This window comes from Ruminococcus sp. 5_1_39BFAA, from assembly GCF_964240875.1.
Taxonomy (GTDB): Bacteria; Bacillota; Clostridia; order Lachnospirales; family Lachnospiraceae; genus Blautia_A.
On record NZ_CAXSVO010000018.1, the window covers coordinates 35256 to 56931 of the forward strand.

14 protein-coding genes are annotated in these 21676 nt (G+C 44.8%); all 14 read right to left on the bottom strand.

Annotated features, from left to right (window positions below; translation table 11 throughout):
- Window positions 1-74: 74 nt before the first annotated feature.
- A complete protein-coding gene (locus ACESZH_RS16435; protein WP_373215857.1) occupies window positions 75-1457 on the bottom strand; it encodes a CD1107 family mobile element protein in 1383 nt (460 codons plus the stop codon).
- On the bottom strand, window positions 1432-1713 hold the full coding sequence (locus ACESZH_RS16440) for a DUF4315 family protein (protein WP_373215855.1): 282 nt from the start codon (window positions 1711-1713) through the stop codon (window positions 1432-1434). Before ACESZH_RS16440 ends, ACESZH_RS16435 begins: the two co-directional genes overlap by 26 nt.
- A gap of 48 nt (window positions 1714-1761) precedes the next feature.
- The gene (locus ACESZH_RS16445; protein ID WP_373219940.1) at window positions 1762-4890 is read right to left on the bottom strand and encodes a CD1108 family mobile element protein; all 3129 of its coding nucleotides are present in this window, start codon (window positions 4888-4890) and stop codon (window positions 1762-1764) included.
- The gene (locus ACESZH_RS16450; protein ID WP_373215850.1) at window positions 4808-5008 is read right to left on the bottom strand and encodes a hypothetical protein; all 201 of its coding nucleotides are present in this window, start codon (window positions 5006-5008) and stop codon (window positions 4808-4810) included. The genes ACESZH_RS16445 and ACESZH_RS16450 overlap by 83 nt, the downstream gene beginning before the upstream one ends.
- Window positions 5009-5130: 122 nt before the next feature.
- A complete protein-coding gene (locus tag ACESZH_RS16455; protein ID WP_373215849.1) occupies window positions 5131-7605 on the bottom strand; it encodes a VirB4-like conjugal transfer ATPase, CD1110 family in 2475 nt (824 codons plus the stop codon).
- The gene (locus ACESZH_RS16460) at window positions 7511-7948 is read right to left on the bottom strand and encodes a PrgI family protein (RefSeq protein ID WP_373215846.1); all 438 of its coding nucleotides are present in this window, start codon (window positions 7946-7948) and stop codon (window positions 7511-7513) included. The genes ACESZH_RS16455 and ACESZH_RS16460 overlap by 95 nt, the downstream gene beginning before the upstream one ends.
- A 50-nt stretch (window positions 7949-7998) precedes the next feature.
- Window positions 7999-8868, bottom strand: coding sequence for a VirB6/TrbL-like conjugal transfer protein, CD1112 family (locus tag ACESZH_RS16465; RefSeq protein WP_373215845.1), 870 nt, complete (start codon window positions 8866-8868; stop codon window positions 7999-8001).
- Between the two features lie 14 nt (window positions 8869-8882).
- Entirely contained in the window at window positions 8883-9098 is a 216-nt protein-coding gene (locus tag ACESZH_RS16470; RefSeq protein WP_373215843.1) for a Maff2 family mobile element protein, read from the bottom strand.
- A 268-nt stretch (window positions 9099-9366) separates the two neighbouring features.
- On the bottom strand, window positions 9367-15090 hold the full coding sequence (locus ACESZH_RS16475; protein ID WP_373215842.1) for a SpaA isopeptide-forming pilin-related protein: 5724 nt from the start codon (window positions 15088-15090) through the stop codon (window positions 9367-9369).
- The gene (locus ACESZH_RS16480; protein WP_373215841.1) at window positions 15087-15956 is read right to left on the bottom strand and encodes a class C sortase; all 870 of its coding nucleotides are present in this window, start codon (window positions 15954-15956) and stop codon (window positions 15087-15089) included. The genes ACESZH_RS16475 and ACESZH_RS16480 overlap by 4 nt, the downstream gene beginning before the upstream one ends.
- A gap of 5 nt (window positions 15957-15961) precedes the next feature.
- Complete coding sequence (locus ACESZH_RS16485; RefSeq protein WP_373215839.1) at window positions 15962-17824, bottom strand: SpaH/EbpB family LPXTG-anchored major pilin; 1863 nt, start codon at window positions 17822-17824, stop codon at window positions 15962-15964.
- A gap of 15 nt (window positions 17825-17839) precedes the next feature.
- Complete coding sequence (locus ACESZH_RS16490; RefSeq protein WP_373215838.1) at window positions 17840-18850, bottom strand: class C sortase; 1011 nt, start codon at window positions 18848-18850, stop codon at window positions 17840-17842.
- Between the two features lie 101 nt (window positions 18851-18951).
- Window positions 18952-19662, bottom strand: a complete 711-nt coding sequence (locus ACESZH_RS16495; RefSeq protein ID WP_373215836.1) for an AAA family ATPase — start codon at window positions 19660-19662, stop codon at window positions 18952-18954.
- An 83-nt stretch (window positions 19663-19745) separates the two neighbouring features.
- Window positions 19746-21578 carry a VirD4-like conjugal transfer protein, CD1115 family gene (locus ACESZH_RS16500; protein ID WP_373215910.1) on the bottom strand — a complete coding sequence of 611 codons (1833 nt, stop codon included), beginning with the start codon at window positions 21576-21578 and terminating at the stop codon, window positions 19746-19748.
- Between the last annotated feature and the right edge of the window lie 98 nt (window positions 21579-21676).

Genomic DNA, 21676 nt, shown 5'->3' on the forward strand with positions numbered 1-21676 from the left:
TTTTACAATGTCAGAAGGACCCGGACTTGCTGTCAGTATTCTTTCGAAAACACTGTCCGTAAAATATCCCATCCTTAATCCTCCTCGTCATCAAGGAAATATCCTGACGGATTCAGACCTTCGTCATTCTCATCGTCCAGGTATTCCGGTTCTTCCCCCTGTGCTTCCTCTTCCTGTGCAAGGTCTTCTTCATATTCCTCATCATCAAAATCATCCTTCTTTGGTCTGTAGATTTTGAAATAATAAGCACCTGCCAGTGCACCGGTACAAAGAATTCCAAGCAGAACGTATCCCGGCAGTTTTGACTGTTCTTCCGGCATCTGAACCTCTGTCTCCGGCTGTTCTGTTTCCGGTTCCGGAGTTACTTCTGTCATCGGTGTAGGCTCCGGCTTATCTTCCAGAGTTGCGTACACTGTATCTACTGCAGGCAGCGTCACAGTATCCGAAAGTGTAAAGTTCATCAGGTCTTCATTATCAACTTCTGTCAGGAAATATACGTTGTCCTGTTTGCTGTCATTATCAATGATCAGATAAAACACCTTTCCGGATTTCGTGGAGATCGTATAGAACTCTTTTCCCCCGGCGGTTGTTGTGGAAGAAATCGTATCCACAGTTTCATTTTTCTGTGCCAGTTCCTGCTCAATACCGGTGATCGTGCGGTCTTCCACTGTTCCCCGGGATTCGGTCGGTTCACTCGATGTGGCAGACTGCGGAAGAGGTGCAGTCACTTCTGTTTCCTGCGTAGTTCCTGTTGTCGTGCTCAGATCCCCGGAGGTATCTGCCTGCTGGGCAATTGCCTGTTTTACAGCCCATTCATAATATGGATTCTGCAAAGAGTAAGTGTCAGATGTATTTCCTGCCCCATCTGTGACGGTGATCTCGATCTTTTTGGTTGTAAAATCCTTCTGTGTCAGCTGGATCTTTAATACACCGTCCTTCAGTTCCTTATACTCAGCACCATTTACGGTAATTCTGGAAATTCCGGAAAAAGTATCCTGTCCCTGGATCGTCAGCACACCGTCTGTCAGTGATGCAGAAAGTGTCGGCTTCTCTGTGTCATAACAGCGGATAGAGCGGTTCTGTTCATAGATATTGCCTTCGGAATCTGTAATTCTTACATATACGGTTGTATTTGTATTGATCGTTACAACCATGCCTGCAGTAACATCCTGCCAGCTTCCCTCCCCTACTTTGGCTTCTACCTTCGAAACAGATACTCCTTCTCCAAAATGGGAGCCATCCACAGTGATGTGGACATCCGTGCTTCCCTGTTTCCATCCGCTGGGCTTTTCAATGCTGATTGCTTCTGCCGGATCAACTGCTTCTGCCATGGCAGGAACTGCAGCCATACCAGAAAAAAGGATGGCTGAGCATGCTCCGGTGATCAGGCTTCTTCCGATCTTCCTGCTCATCTTCATATGTTTGTTTTTCTTATTCACCTTTGACAGATTCTTCATTCTCCTTTTTCTCCTTTCCTGCTCCCACAATGGATGCCAGGGAGCCTCTCTTCAGTTCTTCCTTGATCAGCAAGAATTCCTCAACAGAAACACCAAGCTCGCGGATCATACCTACATATTCATTATTTTCTGCTTCGATCACTTTAGCTTCGCATTCCTTTACTGCAAACTCATCTGCTTCCAGCTGTTCTTTTGTCTTATCTCTTTTTGCTACGGCTTTCTGGTATTCAGCCCTTGCTTTCTTCAATGCTTTCATAAATAGCTCCTTTCTATCGAAAGAGGCAGCCCATCGGCCGCCCCTTAATTACCATCTTCCCACACAATACCAGTGCTGCTGCCAGTAAGCATCATAAATACTGGTGATCTGGTTCGGATGTCCGGAATGAACCATCTGTCCATTTCCAAGATAAATGCCAACGTGGGTCGGTGGCTCTGCACTATAAGTCCCCTGGAAAAAGATGATATCTCCAGGCATCATTTCGGATTCCGGAACCCTGTGCATGGCTGCGATCAGTCCCCAGGTCGTCGCATGTCCGATATTCAGTGCCCCGGAATTGGTCAGACAGTAGCTGACAAATCCTGAACAGTCAAAACCGCTCGGTGAATAGCCGCCCCATACATAAGGCGTTCCAAGGAACTGGACTGCATATTCACAAAGTCTTCTGGCTGCTTCAGAAGAATATTCCACATCTCCTCCGAATAGGCTTCCTTCTCCTGCTTCAAAATAGAAGATCGGGTTCAGACGTTCCCCGTTATGAAGCAGTTCCAGATGCAGATGGTTTCCTGTGGAATTACCTGTACTTCCAACAGTTCCGATTTCTTCTCCCTTTTCAATCTGTGCACCGGCAGAAACGCTGATACTGTTCAGATGTGCATAACGGATCTCGTAGCCATCGGAATCCTCCAGTATGACATAATTGCCATAACTGTCATTATAGCTGGCTGAGGTTACCCTTCCTGTCAGACCTGCCATGACCGGTGTTCCTTCCGGTGCCGCGATATCCATTCCATTGTGGAGCTGGTTTTCTCCTGTGATCGGATGGATGCGGTATCCGTAATAACTGCTGACCATGTAATACCAGTTGTAATCCAACGGAGTTTCAAACATCTGCAGATTACCTTTGACATGGTTGTAGCCGTCGTACCATTCCTTCTGTTCATCATCAAGCCTTGACTGACAGATTACAGAAAGACTTCCACTTGCCAGTGTGACTGAAAATACGGACTGCTGGGTCGTTGTGGTTACTTCGATCTCCTGACTTCCATTTGCATCAGAAAGATAAGCCTCCCAGGTCTGGTGTCCATGGTTCAGTGCTGCATTGTGGTCGTCATAATAAACATCGAATGCAACACCATACTGGGCAAAGTTTCCGGTATCTTCAACTTTGTATTCCACCCCATTCATTACTACTTTTGTTCCCATAGGTACGATTGGATTTGAAGCATCAACCGCCAGCGTATGATTTGCTGTCGGATAGACACCGCTTGCTGTCGGGCTTCCTGCCCACTGACCACAGCAGATGGAACATGCACAGTAGGCACTGGTTACGACCGGACCTAAAGATTCTCCAACTCTTACGGTTCTGGTTTCTGTAATGGTCTCATTAGAAGAAGTCGTTGATATCTGATACTGCGCTTCAAACAGGGATCGCAGCTCTGCTTTTATCGTATTGTTGAACGTAAATTCTCCATACTTTGCATGCAGATAGCTCATCAGAACAAATGGATCATGACCGATCATACCGATGTTATAGCGGTAATTGTCATAACCTCCGTTTTCATTTTCCATACGATTGACTCTTTCCTGAAGTTCAGCCTCCAGCTGCGTGTAATACAGATCAGCATCCCGGATGGCCTGATCTGTGGACATATAGCTGTATCCGGAGTAATCCACTACATTGTTTAGAAACATAACGGAACAGGAAGTAAACGATGCCATGATCAGCATCATCATTCCGATCAGAACACCGACACTCACATACATCTTTCTGTTTTCCACAAAGAAGTTCGTTACCTTACCGCCGACTTTTTTGATGAATTCCACGGTTCCTACCGGTGCTCCCTGAGTGATCTGCTCTGCTCTTTTGGCTTTTGCATATTCCCTTTTGATTCTGGCTTTCTGAATCTGTTTTTTCAGGAGTGAACTGTCCCTGAGCTTCGCATCCTTCTGAAGTGCTTCCTGATATCTGGCTTTGATTTCTATTCTGTCCGCTTTTCTCTCTATCCTGGCCGCCCTTCGTTTCCTGCTCTGGTTACGGCTCCTCACACTTCTGTCCGCAAGTCTTTTTCCTGCACCTGCGCTATCTGCTACCGCAAGGGTTCCCTGTACAGATGCATTTCCATCATTTTCCTGACGGATCTTCTGCTTTGCTGAAACCACTACCGCACCTGCAGCACCAGAGATCATACTTTTTTTACCTGCTTCCGGATCGCCATGCAGAAGCTTACTCACCTTTTTTCCTGCAGCTTCTTCCCTGTAAATTTTTCCTTTTCTGGAATGTGTCTTCAGTTCCGAAGCGGTACCTTTCCGTTCTGCTTCAAAAGCCAGCTTCTGGTTTCGTGCTGTCTGTTTATCTTCTCTCAGATTGAAATAATCTGTATTCTGATAACGGTCAGACTGTTCCCTACTGTTTCTGCGCTTTTTTTCTGCTTCTTTTTCGGTTTTTCCTGCATCCGCAGCACCGGTTTCTTCATAGGAAAAACGCAGTCGTTTCTTACTCTGTGGCTTTGCCGCTCCGCCATTTTCTGCTTTACGGCTATCGCCACGCCTGTCTGCAACAGCATGTTTCTTCTGATACAGTTTGCTCGAAGGATTAGACTTGCCCTTCTCGTTTGGCGGGACATCTCTGGAAGAACGCATGGACGACCGTCTGCCATCAGGAATTTCAGATACCACAGATTTATCAGCAGCTTCTGTTGTTATCCTTTTCTGTTTCTGATAAGTTGCTTTCTTTCTCTGTCTTAGTTTGCTTCCGGAACCAGACTGACCAGATATCACAACCCCCTCATCAGCACTGTTTGCACCGCTCATATCAATCGCTGATGCAGCTCTTTTTACAGCACGTTTGCTTTTTGCAGAAGCTCCTCCTCTGACAGATCTGCCGCTTTCGTTCACAGGCAGTTCTCCTGCCGCTTCTCCTTCTTTCAGAGAAACAGAAAGCTCTGACCGTTCATATACTGAATCGGCAGAGCTTCGTATCCTTTGTTTTCTTAACTTATAATTTCTTCTGACGGGTGCATCCCTGGTCTGACCTGGACGGCGGTCTGCAGAAACTTTTTTCTCTTTTCCAAGGTGCTTCTTCCTCTCCATCCTGTGGTCAGCCTCTCGTCTGCTGAGCCTTACAGAAGAATTACTGCTCAGGTTCTCCTGCACAAGACCGTCCCTCGTCATCCTCTGAACGGTCTTTGCCCTGGCTTTCATTCTCTGTGCCACTTAACAATTCCTCCTCCATTAATCTATCAGCCTCTCCGGCACTGATTGCAAGGCACATACAAACCAGCATAACCAGTGCACCAAAAACAGCTGATATTCCATAAAAAATGTATCTCACAGCCATCCCTCCTTACGGCTTCCCGCTGGTCACAACCAGAACAAAAAGCCCGATTCCAGCTACTGCACCCAGAATAAAAGAGATTGCTGCAAGTCCTATGACCAAAACTGTCGTACTCATGTTTACTCCTCCTGCTCTGTCAATTTGGTTGTCATGATACGGTAAAGGGAAGAATCCTTCGGGAAATGATCCACAAATGGAATGATGACATTTCCATAAAAAAGAAGTCCTTCACCTTCATTACTGTTCGTTACATAAGACAGCTGTGTTGGTGAAATGTTCAGCTGCCTTGCGAGGATCTGTCTGTCACCGGATGCCTGGTTCAGCATATAAATAAAATCAGAATTCTCAAATATGTTCTCAATCTCGCGGCTTGCCAGAAGATCCTTGATGTTCTGTGTAATACCTGTCGGAATACCTCCCCATTTACGGAATCTCTTCCAGATTTCCACAGAATAGTTTGCTGTCTGTTCTTCTTTTAACAAAAGATGGAACTCATCCACATAGTAACGGGTACTTTTGTGGACAGAACGGTTGATTGTCACCCGGTTCCACACCTGATCCTGGACAACGATCATTCCGATCTTCTTCAGCTGTTTTCCAAGCTCCTTGATATCAAAACAGACGATGCGGTTATTGATATCCACGTTTGTCTGATGATTGAATACATTCAGGGAGCCTGTTACATAGATTTCCAGTGCCGTTGCCAGTCTCTGGGCTTCCGGTTCATCCTGATCCCTCAGAAGGTTATAAAGATCTTCCAGGATCGGCATTTTCTCCGGTACCGGGTCTGCAAGATAATCCTGATAGACCAGCCTTACACATCGGTCAATGATAGTCTTTTCTACCGGCTCCAGTCCGTTCTTTCCTCCTACGATCAGCTCACAGAGGGAAAGGATAAAGTCAGATTTTAATGACAACGGGTTATCTTCTTCCGAATAATTCAGGTTCAGATCCATTGGATTGATGTACTGGCTGGATACCGGTGAAATGCGGATCACCTGTCCCTGCAGTGCATTGACCAGAGGCGAATACTCTGACTCCGGATCACAGATGATAATGTCATCTTCCGTAATCAGGAAACAGTTGGTGATCTCCCTCTTTGCCGAGAAGGATTTACCGGAACCAGGGGTACCAAGGATCAGACCATTCGGGTTTTTCAGTTTCTTTCTGTCCACCATAATCATGTTGTTGGACAATGCATTCAGGCCATAGTAAAGAGCTTCCCCATCCTGGAACAGTTCCTGTGTCGTAAAAGGCACGAAGATTGCTGTTGCCGAAGTAGTAAGCCCACGCTGAATTTCAATATGATTCACACCAAGCGGCACACTGGACATCAGCCCCTGTTCCTGCTGATAATCCAGCAGTTTCAAAGTACAGTTATATTTCTGTGCAATCCCCTGTACCTGAAACAGGTTGTTTTCAAGCTTCTGACGTCTGGCCGCAGTATTCATGACCAGCACCGTCACGAGGAACATTCGCTCATTCCTGCTCTGAAGATCTTCCAGCAGATTTTTTGCTTCCTCGCCATAGGTGATCAGGTCGGATGGCAGCACGTCCATGTCATATCCGGAACGTACCGCTTTTTTCTGCTCCTCAATTTTCATTTTATCCAGATCGGATATTTTACCTTTGATCATCTTGATTGCTGAAGACTGGTCAATAGACTGAATATGGATATTCACGTTGATGGAATCTTCGACATCCAGAAAATCTGCCAGCATACGGTCTGTCAGTTCCGGTGCCAGGATCTGCAGATAACTGACACATCCAAGGGTATTTCCCATCGTAAAGGACTGTTTTTTTGAAAATCCAAATCCAGTCGGTGCAATGAAATCCTTCGTACTCAGTCCTGAATAAGGCAGTGTTTTGTAGGTAAAGCGGAACGGTTCCACTTTGTCCTGATTGAAAACATGATACATCACTTCCAGACGTTCTTTTCCATTCAGGGAATGTGCCTGTGCTCCAAGCACCTTGAAGTTGTTCAGGATATCTGTTTCAATACGCTCCAGCCGTGGCCTTGCTGCTTTCAGATCTTCCGCCTCGATTCCAAAAGTAATATACTTGGTTTTCACCAGACCATTATTTCCTTTGGAAAGCTGATTCTTCAGCATGGTCTTATATTCCTCACGGATTGCGTTGAATGCATCCCTCTGCGACGGAATATCAATGATCCTCTCATACTCTGCAACATCGACCTGCTGATTGATGAAGGACAGCTGCACGGAAATGGATGAATCAAAGTAATTCAGGAAATCACAGTAATTCTCAAAGATTGTTGTTTTGTCCTCATTCAGAGCCAGCTGATAGTTAATGTCATAAAACTGGATCGTTTTGGAGAAAAATGTCTTCGTCACCTGGCAGATTCCATCCTGCAGCATACGGATGTAAGGAATAGACTGCTGTGCTGTTCTCGGAATCTTCTTATCCTTCCTTCTCTTTTTCTCCAGCTTTTTTCTTTCCTTCTCTCTTTTTCGGGAAAGCTTTTCTTCTTTTGTTTCTTTATGTTTTTTTGCTTTTTTTCTTTCGCTTCGGTTTCTTTTTTCTGCCGCCTCCAGCTGGGACAGCTGCTGATCCCGGCGTTCTCTCTTCGCCATAAGGCACCCCCTCTTTTACCAGGGCATCCACCGCCGCATAGAAATTCTCCGTTTTATACGGTCTCACCGCAGGATACCGGAATTTCTGCCTGATGATGTAGCCCATTACTTTTTCAAAGGGAAGACCGTCCTTTTCATACATTGCCATAAAGAAAAACGGGAGCATGACAGTCACCATAATGATAGCCGCAACTCCCGACGTAAGAGGCTTTTTTAAAAGAAAATACAACGGAATTCCCGTAACTCCTGCCAGACTGAAAAAGACCAGCTGGCGTTTTGTCAGATTAAATGCTACTTTGGTTTTGACCTGTGTCAGGTCTTTTGGTACTGGAACATAACTCATATGATCGTTTGAAACCGGATCATTTTACCGGTTTTCCTCCTTTCACAATATTAGTGTGCATTGAAGACGGATTTCGATAAGCTTCCAGTCTTAAATAATGAAAATGCAAGGATAACTGTATATGCTGCGATTGAAAACATTGCTCCATGAATGTTGCTGGATATGGTCATGGAATTCACCAGAATCGCATAGATACCCACACAGACCATCATGAAGAACCCCTGAAATGCCAATGCAAACAGTCCCTTTAAATAGTTGGTTCCGATATTGCCCCATTCCTTGTTGGTCATGGTGGCAAACGGAATCGGCGCAACGGAACAGGTCAGATAAATCTCAATCATTCGTCCATACAGGACAACGGTTATGATGATGGATAAGATCTTCATGGTCAGGCTGATCAGCATCGTTTCCAGAGCCAGAAGGAACAGTTCCCCTACTTCCATCTCTTCCATGGTCTCAATCAGACCTTCTATAGCAGATGTCGCATCAATTTCCGTGGTGCCACTGATTACTCCGGAAGCACTGTTCACCACATGCTGTCCCACGTCAAATACCGCCATCGTGATATTGAAGGTATTGCTTACCAGATAGATTGCGATATATGCCTTGAAAACCCAGATAAAAAGATTGAATGTTTCAAACTCGTGGAAATTGTTTTTCTGCGTGACCATGGTGATCAGCTCATAGCAGAGTACAAAAGATATGATCATACCCGCAATGGGGACGATCACAGTATCCGACAGGGACTGAATCAAAGCAAAGATGCTCCCGTTCCAGCCCTGCGGGGTCTGCCCTACCTGTGTAGAGATCGTACCGACCTTTTCGTTTACTTCCGTAAACATATCTCCCATACCGGATGTGATAAATCCGATCAGGATATCCTTTATCGCCTCCGTAATACGCTCAATGATCGTATTCAATTAATTGTCTCTCCTTACCCAAAGAGTGTGGAAAGCTGTGGAATCAGGGATGTTCCAAGCAGCATGATTCCGGCGCCGGCCATGAGCTGTTTGATGCCCTGGCTCTTCGCGCCGGGATTGTCATTCCCGTACCCTTCCAGAAGGTTTACTACGCCCCAAACTCCGAGGCCCGCCCCAATCGCCGAAACGAGGGTACTAAGTGTTGTTATCGCACTAGAGAAGAATGCCATATAATTTAACGAAACCCAGATTCCCTAAACGGCTTGTTTTGCCGTTTTCTTTCATATCCCAGGGAATCGGGTTCTTTTCCTTTCTTTTTATTTTTGTATTCTGGTTTTCGGGATAGTTCTTTGATTTTTGTCCTTTATGTTTCTGTGATTTACAGGGTGCACGGATCCATTCCATATTGTTTCCTTTCGATTTTTTACAAGAAAAAAACAGTCTCTCCGTTTATTCATTTCGGATTTACTGTCTGTTCTTAAATCTTTTATTCAGTTTTTATGCGGGATGTCTTTTCTTTCTGGTCGACAGTGCGATTGCAGCGAATGCGCCAAGCAGTATTGCAACTCCAAGGTAACCGTATTTCCATCCTCCAAATCCACCGGTCTGTGGAATGGTAAACTGTGGTTCGTTTGTGATCTCATAAAGACAGCTGTAGAAGAACCATTTTTCTGTATAGCCCTTATCTTCTTTTGCACTGGCGAAATCTACGTTTCCGTATTTGTCAGCTTCTGCCTTTGTCATTGTGATCGGCAGTTCTACCGTGATCTTCTCTTTCAGAAGTGTCTGTCCGGCTACTGTCTTCACTTCCGTGATCTCATAAGTACCCTGATCCAGGTTGTTGAATTTGATCTCACCATTCTTATCTGTAGTCATGAGCTTTGTTTCGCCTTCCTTCAGAAGTCTGGTATATTTGCCTGCCAGGGAAGTATCTTTCTCAGATGCCTTCACGAATTTCAGTTCAAACTGTACTCCGGCTAATGGTTTTGCACCGGTCTTATCATATTTTTTCAGCCGGATTTCACAAGGAACCGTTTCATTATGAAGACGCTGCATCGTGACTTTCATCTTTTTGGTTTCAAATCCACGTACAGTATCATCCATGATATACTGGGCAGGTGCCTTTACTTCCTGCATGGTCACATAACCGCCAATTGGGAGGATCACCTTACCGGATGCCGCGTCAGTATAAAAAGCATCACTCTTCATGGATGCATCTCCGCTATATACATGGCTCTGATCCATCAGGACTTTTCCATTATCATCAGATACAAGATACCATGTCTTTTTCAGCTGTCCTGCGTTCGCTGTGGAATCATCATAATAGCAGACCTTAAATACAACACCTTTTACCGGATTTCCATGCATGGAAAGTTTCTCAACCAGTGCATCCAATTCCATATAATCGTATGGTTCGGAAAAGCCCTGAGTGAAGGATGCGGTTTTCAGTTTCAGTGCATCGTTTGGCATCGTAACCTGAACAGGAACTGGGCTGGTAACAAGCTGATGTCCTGCAGGTGCTTTCTGCTCTTTTACGTAATATGTCGCACTGCCTGCGCCCGCTTTCAGATAATAAGTCGGTCTTTTACCTTTTTCATCTGTTGTAAATACATTGTTGGTCACCTTTGTCGTAAGCTTTTCATCTGTATAAAGCTGTGCAAGCTTTGTGCAGGCCTGATCTGTATAAACAGCAAATGTTGCACCTGCCAGCGAGTAGGAGCGAAGTCCCAGTACATCAGCACTTGCAAGAGAAGCCTTTTCAACAGTCAGCTTCCAGTAACGAAGCTTATCCACAGACGAAGGAATATTTCCTTTTACAGCAAGTTTTCGGATTGTATAGGCTCCGGCTGCATCCTTCTGGGCTGCCAGTTCAATCGTATAGGTATTGGTATCAATATCATAGATATCGGAAGGCGGCATGATCTCCTTGATCTTCAGGAAACCAAATGGAAGCATAGCTACTGTTTTTCCGGCATTCATGATCAGCTCATCACTTTTGTAGGTCTTTCCTCCATAAGTGAAGGAAGCTACGTAATGGCTCTGATCATAAGCAAGATTTCCGCTTGCATCCGTTTTGAAATACCAGGTCTTATAAGTACTGAAACTTTCTACGCTGGTGGCGTTACTGTATTCGACTTTATAAATCGCACCTTCCACTGGAAGTCCGGAATCATCTGTCTTTGTCAGAATCTTTCCGTTAAAGTACATCGGATCATTGTAGATCCAGTTATTGCTTCCCATGGATGGATAATACGCATTATTTACTTTGTCGTGAAGCTTGATTACGCCGCTGTCAGTATCTTTGATCACAACAGGGCCATAGATATCTGTATTCTGGGTACATCCTGCAATACGTCTGGTCTCTACCACATAATAGGTTCCGGGATCGAGGATGTCAGAATCACCATAAACCGTGTCATCTTCCTTATCGTTCAGAACAATCGTACCTTCCGGATCTACTGTGGTATCAAGAACATTTGTAGTCTTGTTGTAGGCAGATGCCGGATAGATTGCAAAGGTCGTCTTGATATAGCCGTATTTGTTTGGATTCTCGTCCATAAAAGCAGGGTCTCTGAAACGTTTGTACACTCTGAGTCTTGCACCGTTTGTCAGTGAGCTGTAGGTTTTTGAACCATAAAAGCCCTGGTAGTTACCATGACTGTCGCTTCCCGGATGCAGACTGCAGGTGATCTTCAGACGATAATTATCGCCGCTTTTCTGGATATAACATTTAAAGGTTACGTTATAGGAGCTGTTCGGCCACAGACCAAGATAATCATGACCACTGGAACAGCTTACTGTAAAGTTACTCAGATCTCCCGGATCCATATCGTATCCCTTATCACTGATCCATGATGTAATGTCATTCTTCTTTGCTGTGATCTGCGCTGTACCATAGTTACATCCACCTGCACTTCCGATAGACCAGGAGTGGTTTGTTGTATTGGCAGAACCAGTCTTTACCACACCGCTGATGTTTTTGGTTTCAACATTCGACCAGGCAGCTGCGATTTCCATGTATTCCTCATCATCCTTATCAACTTTTCCAAGCACAGTTTCCTCAAGATGTTCCACATCTTCAGCTGTCAGCTGGTCAACAGCAGCTTCTTCGATATTGAATTCTTCGCCGTTTACCCAACCGCCTCCTGTAAAAAACTTTGCAGACTGATATCCCGGACGATACATAGACAGGATCACTGCTTCTTCCAGTCCTTCCGGAATGGTGATGGTAAGCTTCTTGCTTCCATCTTCATTGTCTGCCGTGGCACAGATATCTGCTGTCACGTTCTCGGATGAGGATATAAAATCCACTTCATAATCTGCATCAATACAGGAAACCTTGATTTCTTCTCCATTTTCCACTCTGACCAGATCACCATAACCACTGAAATGGCTGTCCCCGGCACGTTTAAACATCAGGGTCGATTCAGTGGAAGTAAGATAAATGCCCGCTTCCAGATTTTCCTTTTCAACCACATTTACCTTGTTTGCCACAAACCAGGTATATTCCGGATACATGAAATAAGACATCTCATAAGTAACGGTATAAGTTCCTGCCTGATTTACGTCAAATCCGCCGTCATCTGCAAGGTTGTTGACCTTGAATGTTTCCGGATTGTAATCAATAAGAAGACCATAAAGATCAAACTGCTCATCACCTTTGAGAACGGTAAATTCTCTTCCAGCAACGGTTTCACCCATATGTTCCGGCACGATACCGCCGTATCCTGCATTTCTTTCCTGGCTGACAGCTTCCGGCATCAGATTATCCAGAAGATCAGAACCTGCTGTTACAATGCTTCTGTCATCTACATAAAGGAAGGTAACCAGTACGTTCCAGCTGTAGTTTTCCTGATCCTTTAAGCTGCAGATATACTCTGCCTGACGTCTGGAAGATTTTTCACTTACCACCTGCAGAATTTCATCTGTACAAACGGTTGCTACATTGTCATCGTTTTTGTATGGATTATAAGCACGGAAATCAAATTCCGTATCTCTCGTCCAGATCTTCACGGTCTGCGAAATAGAAGAACCTTTTGCAGGATATTCTCCGTCTTCTTCCGTACCTGCCATATCCGCAAGCTCCTCGTCTGTAAGAAAATCATCCGGATTTTCTGTCTCAGACTCTGCCGGATCTGTTTCCGGAGTTACTGCCACATAGTTGGAATCATAAATCACACCGGAATTGACCTGCAGTCCTTCCAGACCGGCAAGTGATACGCAACCGCTGAACTTTGCTGCAGCTTCGGAAGTTGTACCTGCAATCACGTTATAATCCACCGTTGCACCATAGTTGGAAGAAGTAATTCTCACACCGCTGGTATTGCATGCACCGATAATATAAGCTTCTTCCACAGAACCAGGCATATAATTCATGACATCTGCGGCATTATTCCCTGCAGCACCCACAACAATAATCCCTTTGGACACTGCTTTTTTGATTTCTGCTTCCAGAGCTGCATTCATATCATTTTTTCTGGAAGACAGGGAAAGGTTAATAATGGATGCACCGTGCTCCATCGCATAATTCATGCCTGCAATGATATCGGATACAGTTCCCCGTCCATCATTCCCCATAACTCTGACAGACATGATCTGTGCATCAGGGTTCTGGCTGACAATCGCATTCACCATCTGATTACCATGGGAATGTCCTTCCAGTGCATCATCAACCATGGAAACACGGTCGATCACATTGGCAGATGCAGATGCACCTGTATCGAGAAGTGCAATTACTCTGGTCACACCGTCAGGACGAACAGAAGCGCTCTCCTTTTCGGAAAGCGCCTCCTCGAATCCATCCGATGCAATCTCCATGAAAGCATCCGGTTCTACTGCCTCGGCAACCTCAGCATAATATGCATAAGCTGCCATACATTCTTCTACGGTTTCATAATCAATCACATACAGATCATCATAATTGTTGATGACTTCATCACTCTTACGGAGCTTCTGTTCATCTTTTAAAATTACAATCAGACGTCTCGATGCAAAATCTTCGGCATTTAATCTGCCAAGAAGTTCTTCCATAAACACTTCTTTTTCTGCAACTTCCTGCATATCTTCTGTATCTGCCGCAGGTTTCTGCTCCTCTGTAATCTGCTCTGTTTCAGAAGTCTGAACTTCAATACTATCTGTCTCAGTTTCTACAAACATAGCGTCCGTCTCTTCCTCGACAGTTTCTGTCTTTTCTTCAACTGCTACTATTTCTGCTTCATCTGCATCGCCAGCTTCCCCAGCAGTTTCCTCTGTCATTTTCTCTGGTTTTTCATTCCAGGTAATCACACATTTATCGTATTCCTGATCTGTCTCCAGTTCTGCCGGAAAAACGACCGGACTTACAACAATCGTCTCTGCCTTCTCATCCAGGATCTGGAAACTCTCTTCACAGGAATATCCTGCCGGAATACTGATCTCCAGATATCTTGAAATCACATTTCCTTCTTCCTGTTCGCTTCGAAGAAATGCCTGCTCATATGCTGCCATACCATCTGCATCTGACAGTACAACAGGAAAAACACCTGTCTCCCTGCATTCTGGAATCATGACATCTTCACATACATCCGTCAGAATGGTGCGTGCAATGTTCTGTCCGTTTCTTTCCTCCCCGGCATAATCCCAGAAATACAGTCTCAGTTCTGCTGACTCTGTAGATGGATTCACTGCACTGAATTTTACTTTCTGTGCCTGGCCGGCCTGTTTTGGATCTGATCCATCTTCCGGTATTTCAACCGGTTCAAGGTCCAGATGTACCTGTACCGGAATAAGTTCCATTTCTTCCGTCATTTCTTCTGCTGCTGTTTCACTCGCTTTCTCAGTATTCTTCTCTGTTACTCTTTCTGTAACAGCTTCCGTCTCTTTTTCAGAATGTACTTCCAGGACGGATGTTTCTTTTTCTGTCTCTTCTTTTTTGTCTTTTACAGGCTTCGATTCTGCCTCAGTCTGTTCTTCCGCTTCCGTCACTGCTTCAGTAAGTGGTTTCTCATCCGTTTTTACTACGGCAGCATCTGTTTCCGGTTCTGCTTCCGAAAAAGCTTCCTCTTCCTTCAGGTCCAGCTTCATGGCCGATGTGATCTCCATTTCTGTTTCCACTTCTGAAGATGATGTCATTTCGGTCTCTGTTTCCTGTGCCAGTACGGGTATCATAGGAGGCGATACCGTTGTAAGCATCATGGAAGCAAGTAATGTTACCGAAGTCATTTTCCTGACACTAAATTTCATTCTCTGTTTCCTCCTTTTGTTCTTAGGGCAAATCTCGTAATGACAAGGATGATCATGCCCAAAATAAATAATCCAAAGCTGATCAGGACATCCCTCTTATATTCCTGCATCCATCTGGATTCCACTGCTTTTGCTTTAAATACCTCCCCTTGTTCTGTGTCTTCCAATTCTGTGGTCCGTACACCCCGTACCAGAAGACGGTGTGTATTTACTCCATATGGTGTACAGGTTACCAGCGTACAGTAATCCTGCCCGGGTGTAATCGTCAGCTCTCCCAGTTCATAAGGCAGTACTGTTTTAATCTGGTCTACTTCATATATCAGCTTTTCGCCATAAATATTCAGGATAAAGATATCTCCCTCCTGCAGTTCGATCAGATCCGTAAACATCTTTGCGCTGCTGAGTCCGGTATGGCCTGTAATGACGCTGTGGGTACTGGATCCGCCAATTGGAAGTGACGAGCCTTCCAGATGTCCTGCTCCGGCTTCCAGAGTGTGCTCTGCTGTTCCGTGATAGATTGGAAGCGATACTTCAATTGACGGAATGCGGATAAAACCCATTACTCCGTCTTCATTCATGCAGAGCAGTGACCCGTAAGTCTCTGAATAATCTTCCTGTTCCACAAATGGATCCTGCAGACGGATATGTCCGCTGGCAATCATTTCATTGTACTGCCCTGCACGCTCCAGCTCTGCTTTTCTCACGGAATCGTCGATTTCGTCCGCTTCCTCCTCTACCGCCTGGACAATGGAATCTGTCCGGTGCTCAAATACATAATTTGCAATGAACGGGTAGAGGATCAGAGCGGAAGATGCCAGAAAAACCAGGAACATCAGAAGTATCTTTGTGATGCCCCGCTTTTTCATATGGATCACGCCTCTTTTCTGGACTTCTTAGTCAGTACCATCACACCGGCGAATGCAACGGCACATCCTGCAAGTGTGAAAAGGATCGTTCCGTAACCGCCTGTCTGAGGAAGTTCAAAAGTAGAAGTATTCACAACTGTCATATCCACGCGGGCATTTGTGGAATTTACATTCTTCACTGCATCCACGCTCATGGCTGTGGTCTTACCGTCTACAGTCGCACTTGCTCTTTCTCCTGCAGCTTCGATCATGTTCTTATGGGCATTTCCTGTAATGTCCTTGATGTCATAAAGAGTTGTCTGGGAAGGAGTCAAATCATCTACGGTACATTTGATATCGATGGTGATCGGCTCCTTCAGAAGGGAATATCCTGCGGAAGTATGAGTCTCAGTCAGCACATAAGTGTTAGCCTCAAGACCATTGATGATCAGTTTTCCGCTGCCATCCGGTGAAAATACGGTTCCTTCTTCTTCCTTTGCACCCTTTGCTGCATCAGTTACGTAGTAGATACCATCTTCCGTTTTCTTAGCTGTGATGTAGTGTCCGTCTGTTTCATTTTTCAGAACGAATTTAACTTTTGTAGGATCTCCCTTTGTTTTGGAATCTGTAAATTCCTTTTTGATGTTCAGGCCAAAAGTATAAACACGGCATCTATCCTCTAAGGTATCGATATAATCCATGCTTGTACGTTTCCAGGTAAGCTTAACATCGTTGGTGTTACCTGCATCTCCAAGGACCGGTGTTGCATCAGAATTTACTGTTGCAGAATATGCAACGACAAGCCAGCACTGGGAAAGGGAAGGATTGATTTCTTTCAGTCCAGCTGCAGTAGGAGCAACTGTCATCTGGTTGTAATCACTGTTGGAACCTTCATAAGTCTCTTCAAAAGCTGAACTTCCATGGCTCCAGGTTTTGATTGCATTTGCAGTATTGTTTGCCCTTGCATCTGCTTCGTTGTTGTAAAAATAGATTGCAGCGTCTTTGTTGTAAGTAAGACCTTTGTCCATCTTATCAACAAAGGTATACTGTGTCAGATAAGTAGAACCAGATGTAATCTTCGGCAGGTGGCTGACAAAAATATAATCCATCACATCTCCTTCAGAACCGGTAGCAATGTCTGCGTACTCCGCTTTTCCATAGAGAGCAGCGTCATCATGCTGTCTTACCATTTTATCCAGATCCGGAATGTTGGTCTGGTTCTTCGGATAAACATCCACATCATAGAACCAGTCATCACCTTCGTTATCTGTCATCGGAAGGGAAATAAAAAACGGATCCACAGTGGTATGAACATTTGCAGGAACTTTGGTTTCCACAAACAGATAAAGACCTACCTGTAATCCGGTTGCTGATGTCGTTCCGTCTGCTTTTGTCAGCGACATTCGTGTGGAACCGCTGGCAGATGCGATGTAATCCTCAATGGTATTCTTACCTGCAGTATTGTCGGCAAGAGTACTCGAAAGAGCTTTGTTCAGTTCATCAGATGTGTATTTGTGATCCCCTCTGGAATCAGAAAGGCTCAGCGCAGACTCCAGTGCCGGTGGAATATCATACAGAAGCTTCACGTTTCCGTTCACACTCTCCGTATTGATATCACCCACTCTTGCATAGGTAAATTCCACACCTTCGATCACGTAATCCTGCAGGGCTGACTCTGCTCCGGAATCTTTCTTTCCGTTGGCTGTGTACTGGTAAATATCGATGCCGTCATTGGTCGCTGCAGTCATATCATATTTATGGATGGTGACTGAAGCACTTCTTGAAGTATCAATAATGTCATTTGGTGCTGCCATTACCGGCAGTACGCTGGTTGCCATACATGCTGCACTGAGCATGAATGCACTAAGATTCATAATAAATTTTCTCATGGTCATTATTCTCCTTTAATTATTCTTATGTTTGGAATGCTTTTTCTTTTCTGGTCTCAGGCGAATCAGGATCAGAAGAAATGTAAGCAGGATACAGATTACCGGTACTATTTTCCTGATCAGATTCTCCTGATGGGACAGTTCTTCCTTTTCCAGATCACTGATCACTATTCCCTGCTCCTGCAGATCCTGTTCGATCAGATCTCTGACTGTGGCTGTTTTATTCAGAGTGGTCTCACTCTCTGTTTCCTTCTCCTCTTCTTCTGCTCTTTCACAGAAAATCACAAGACGGTATTTGGTACCGATAGAAAGATATGGATAACAGGAAAAGAGTGTTACCATATCCTTATCCGGCTGAATCTGCAGGATATCGCATTCTGTGGCATGGATGATCCTTGTTCCGGTCACCTTGTAAGTCATGCTTTCCCACAGATTGTTGATATGAACCTCTGACCCAACCTGCAGCTGATCAATATCCCTGAAATACGGGCTGCCTCCGTAGCCTCGGTGTCCGGCAATCACGCAGTTGGTATTCGTTCCTCCAACCGGCATGCTGGTTCCCGCAAGTACGACTGCACCCTTACTCATATTTTCTTCTGTAGCTCCTACAAAAAGCGGAAGCTTCAGTTCTATTTCCGGAATTTCGATATAGCCGACTGCCGGAGATCCATTATTCAATGCTGCAATATCCACAGGTGACTGACGGAATGTCCAGGCATCTGTGATCTCCTGTTTTTCTTCTGCCAGATGAATGTTATAATCCATCAGGGCTCTCCACAGATCCAAAGATGCCAAATCAGTTTCCGATTCAGTCTCATTGGCCGGATCAAATGTTTCATCCGGAGCATATTCAGATACCGCAGACCCTTCCTGGCTATGCTTCTGCCTGTTTTCCTGCTGTGAGATTTCCGTAATTACTTCAATCTCTTTCATCAGCCTCCATTCCCGGTAATCCGGATACAGATAAATACCAAGACCGATCACCAGGGCCAGTATACCGAATATCTGTTTCCATATTCTTCTCATTTCCTCACTCCGTTACTTTCATACTTTCCGACATACAACGCCTCCATCTCCTTTCTGCCATCATGGTATCTATGTAAACACTTTTAAAGTGGAGTTTTCGCTTATACGCATTTCAATCCCTTTCCGGGAGTCAGCTCATAAGCAATGGGATCTCCTTCCACTGAAAGAAGGGAATATTCGTGAAAAAGCCATCTTTCTTCAAATGCAGATTCATCCTCCCACTCCAGACACAGAAAGCTGGATACACAGCTGTTAAACCCAGTCCTCCAGGCCTTTGACTGAAAACAGTCTGTTCCATCCGACTTTTCGATCACCAGGATGGCACACCCGGTTTCTTCTGCCAGATCTGACAGCTTCCTGATGATCGGATATACGGCACCCGGATTATTTACCAGCCCCTCCTCCTTTTCCAGATAGGAAGAAAGCGGATCAATGACCATCAGGCTGATTCCTTCTTTCCTGATGATTTCCTTCAGACTGTCATCCGCAAGTGTGATAGGGATGTTGTCATTGATGATCAGGATATCCTTCAGGTTTGCTCCTGCCTCTTTCAGTTTGGGCTTGATCACCTCTGACAAACGTTCTTCTTTTGTCAGATACAGGCATCGTCCTTTCTCCGGCTTATCCCCCATACGATCCATCTTTGCTTTTCCGGTTACCGCTGCCATAAGCCTGATTGCCAGCATCGTCTTTCCAACCGATTCCTCACCGTGCAGAAATGTAACTCTTCCATACGGAATGTATGGATCCCACAGCCATCTGGTCATTACCTCTTCTAAATCCTCTGCTACACAAAAATGTCTGTTTATCATTTCGTTTTTCTCCTTTCGCAACAAAAAAAGAGCAGTACAACACATATTTCTACGCACTGTACTGCTCTCATCGTTATTTTTCTTTATTCAGTTGTATCTGTTTCTTCTGCCTCTTCAAGTTCCATCCGGATCACAACCGTCTCATCTTCTGGAGATGGTTCATAGACCGGATGCAGTTTTTTCTCTACATGATATCTGTTTTTCTCACTGGCATCCGCCAAAAGCCGGTAATTCTTATGCTTTGTGATATCGTATTTGTCAGAAAAGAACGGTCTTGTTCCACGGATCTGCAGGATACATTTTCCACCGTCCATAACTGCCAGTTCGTCCTCTGTCATCAGCTGTTTTCCCAGCTTCTGATAATTCAGACCGTAAGACTTCTGGTTGCTTCTGGTTTCTGATGTATTATACAGATCGATAGTCTCTTTTCCAAGAATCTCGCTCATTTCTTTTAATGTCGTCTTTTCCTTGCCGCCCAGAAACAGGGTGGTATCACAATTGCCGATTACGGTATCCGCAGCATCTTTGTATATGGTTTTCAGCTGCGACTGTGCCTGCAAAATAATAGAAGCAGAGATTTCCCTGCTTCGTATGGTTGCAATCAACTTATCAAATTGTGGTATCTGACCGATGTTGGCGAACTCATCACAGATCACTCGGACGTGAACCGGAAGTCTTCCGTGATAAACATCATCTGCCCTGTCACAAAGCAGATTGAAAAGCTGTGACTGCAGCATGGCAATCACAAAGTTAAATGTAGTATCTGTATCCGACATGATCAGAAACAATGCCGTCTTTCTGTCTCCGATCAGATCCAGTTCCATCTCATCATAGGACATGATCTCACGAAGTTCTGCAATGTCAAAGGATGCAAGTCTCGCACCACAGCTTACAAGAATACTTTTCGCAGTCTTGCCCGCAGCCATCTTATATTTTTTGTACTGTCTTACCGCAAAGTGCTCCGGTTCTTCCTCCTCCAGCTCTTCAAACAACAAATCCACCGGATTTTTATAATCCTCATCCTCTTCCTTGACCTCTGATTCATTTAACAGATCCAGAAGTGTGGAAAAGTTCTTTTCATCTTCATTGCCCTCATACCAGATGAATGCAATCAGTGCTGTATACAGCAGCTTTTCTGCTTTGTACCAGAAATCCTGATTCTCTTTTTCGCCTTCACCCTTTGTATTTGCCATGATAACGGTAACCAGCTTCAGGATGTCCTTCTCTGACCTGAGATAGGCAAACGGGTTATAATGCATGCTTTTTGAGAAGTTGATGGTATTTAATACCTTGATATCATACGGTTCATGTATCACTCTGCCGTTTTTATCCTTCACGATCCGGCCGCTTTCATCTCTCTTCGGCGGACCCTTTTCCAGCATGCAGCCAACTTCTTCGATCAAAGTTCCTTTCGGATCCGTGAGGACATATGAGCAGTTCATCTGCATCACTGATGGTTTCACAAAGAACCTCGTCTTACCGGAACCGGAACCACCTATGACCAGTATATTCTTATTTCTCGCATACTTGGGGTTTTTCGGTCTGCTCTCCATTGTAAGACTTTCCGTTGCTGTCAGCGGAATATTCATCCATGGATCATCCGCCTGATATGGACGGATATCTTCCGGCGTTCCCCACCTTGCCGAACCATATTCTACTCCTTTTCGAAGCTTTTTGCTATCCAGTTGTTTCTGCCAGATCAGTAATTTTGCCACGACCGCACATCCGATCCCCACCATAATATCCTTTGAATTCAGGCTCGGCACAAGCCCCAGTACCTTATCGGAATGCTCCATCACATACAGGATTTTCTCTCCTGCAGTACTTCCAGGGCTCAGCCGGTAGAGCAGTGATGCCCGGTCAGACAGAAGAAACACAAACAGATAAGGCAGATTTAACATCAGGAACTTCTTCATGTCCCTGACTTCAAATCTGCCTGTCAGTTTTCTTATCGACTGCCGAATCAGGGCTAATTCCGGCAGTGCAGATGATTTCTTCTTTTTCTTTGACAAAG

What these genes read in the sequence shown, in the direction of transcription:
- ACESZH_RS16500 (WP_373215910.1), bottom strand. Translation starts at nt 21,578, where the DNA reads ATGAAGAAGTTCCTGATGTTAAATCTGCCTTATCTGTTTGTGTTTCTT.
- ACESZH_RS16435 (WP_373215857.1), bottom strand. Translation starts at nt 1,457, where the DNA reads ATGAAGAATCTGTCAAAGGTGAATAAGAAAAACAAACATATGAAGATG.
- ACESZH_RS16470 (WP_373215843.1), bottom strand. Translation starts at nt 9,098, where the DNA reads ATGGCATTCTTCTCTAGTGCGATAACAACACTTAGTACCCTCGTTTCG.
- ACESZH_RS16460 (WP_373215846.1), bottom strand. Translation starts at nt 7,948, where the DNA reads ATGAGTTATGTTCCAGTACCAAAAGACCTGACACAGGTCAAAACCAAA.
- ACESZH_RS16485 (WP_373215839.1), bottom strand. Translation starts at nt 17,824, where the DNA reads ATGAGAAAATTTATTATGAATCTTAGTGCATTCATGCTCAGTGCAGCA.
- ACESZH_RS16455 (WP_373215849.1), bottom strand. Translation starts at nt 7,605, where the DNA reads ATGGCGAAGAGAGAACGCCGGGATCAGCAGCTGTCCCAGCTGGAGGCG.
- ACESZH_RS16440 (WP_373215855.1), bottom strand. Translation starts at nt 1,713, where the DNA reads ATGAAAGCATTGAAGAAAGCAAGGGCTGAATACCAGAAAGCCGTAGCA.
- ACESZH_RS16495 (WP_373215836.1), bottom strand. Translation starts at nt 19,662, where the DNA reads ATGATAAACAGACATTTTTGTGTAGCAGAGGATTTAGAAGAGGTAATG.
- ACESZH_RS16490 (WP_373215838.1), bottom strand. Translation starts at nt 18,850, where the DNA reads ATGAGAAGAATATGGAAACAGATATTCGGTATACTGGCCCTGGTGATC.
- ACESZH_RS16480 (WP_373215841.1), bottom strand. Translation starts at nt 15,956, where the DNA reads ATGAAAAAGCGGGGCATCACAAAGATACTTCTGATGTTCCTGGTTTTT.
- ACESZH_RS16475 (WP_373215842.1), bottom strand. Translation starts at nt 15,090, where the DNA reads ATGAAATTTAGTGTCAGGAAAATGACTTCGGTAACATTACTTGCTTCC.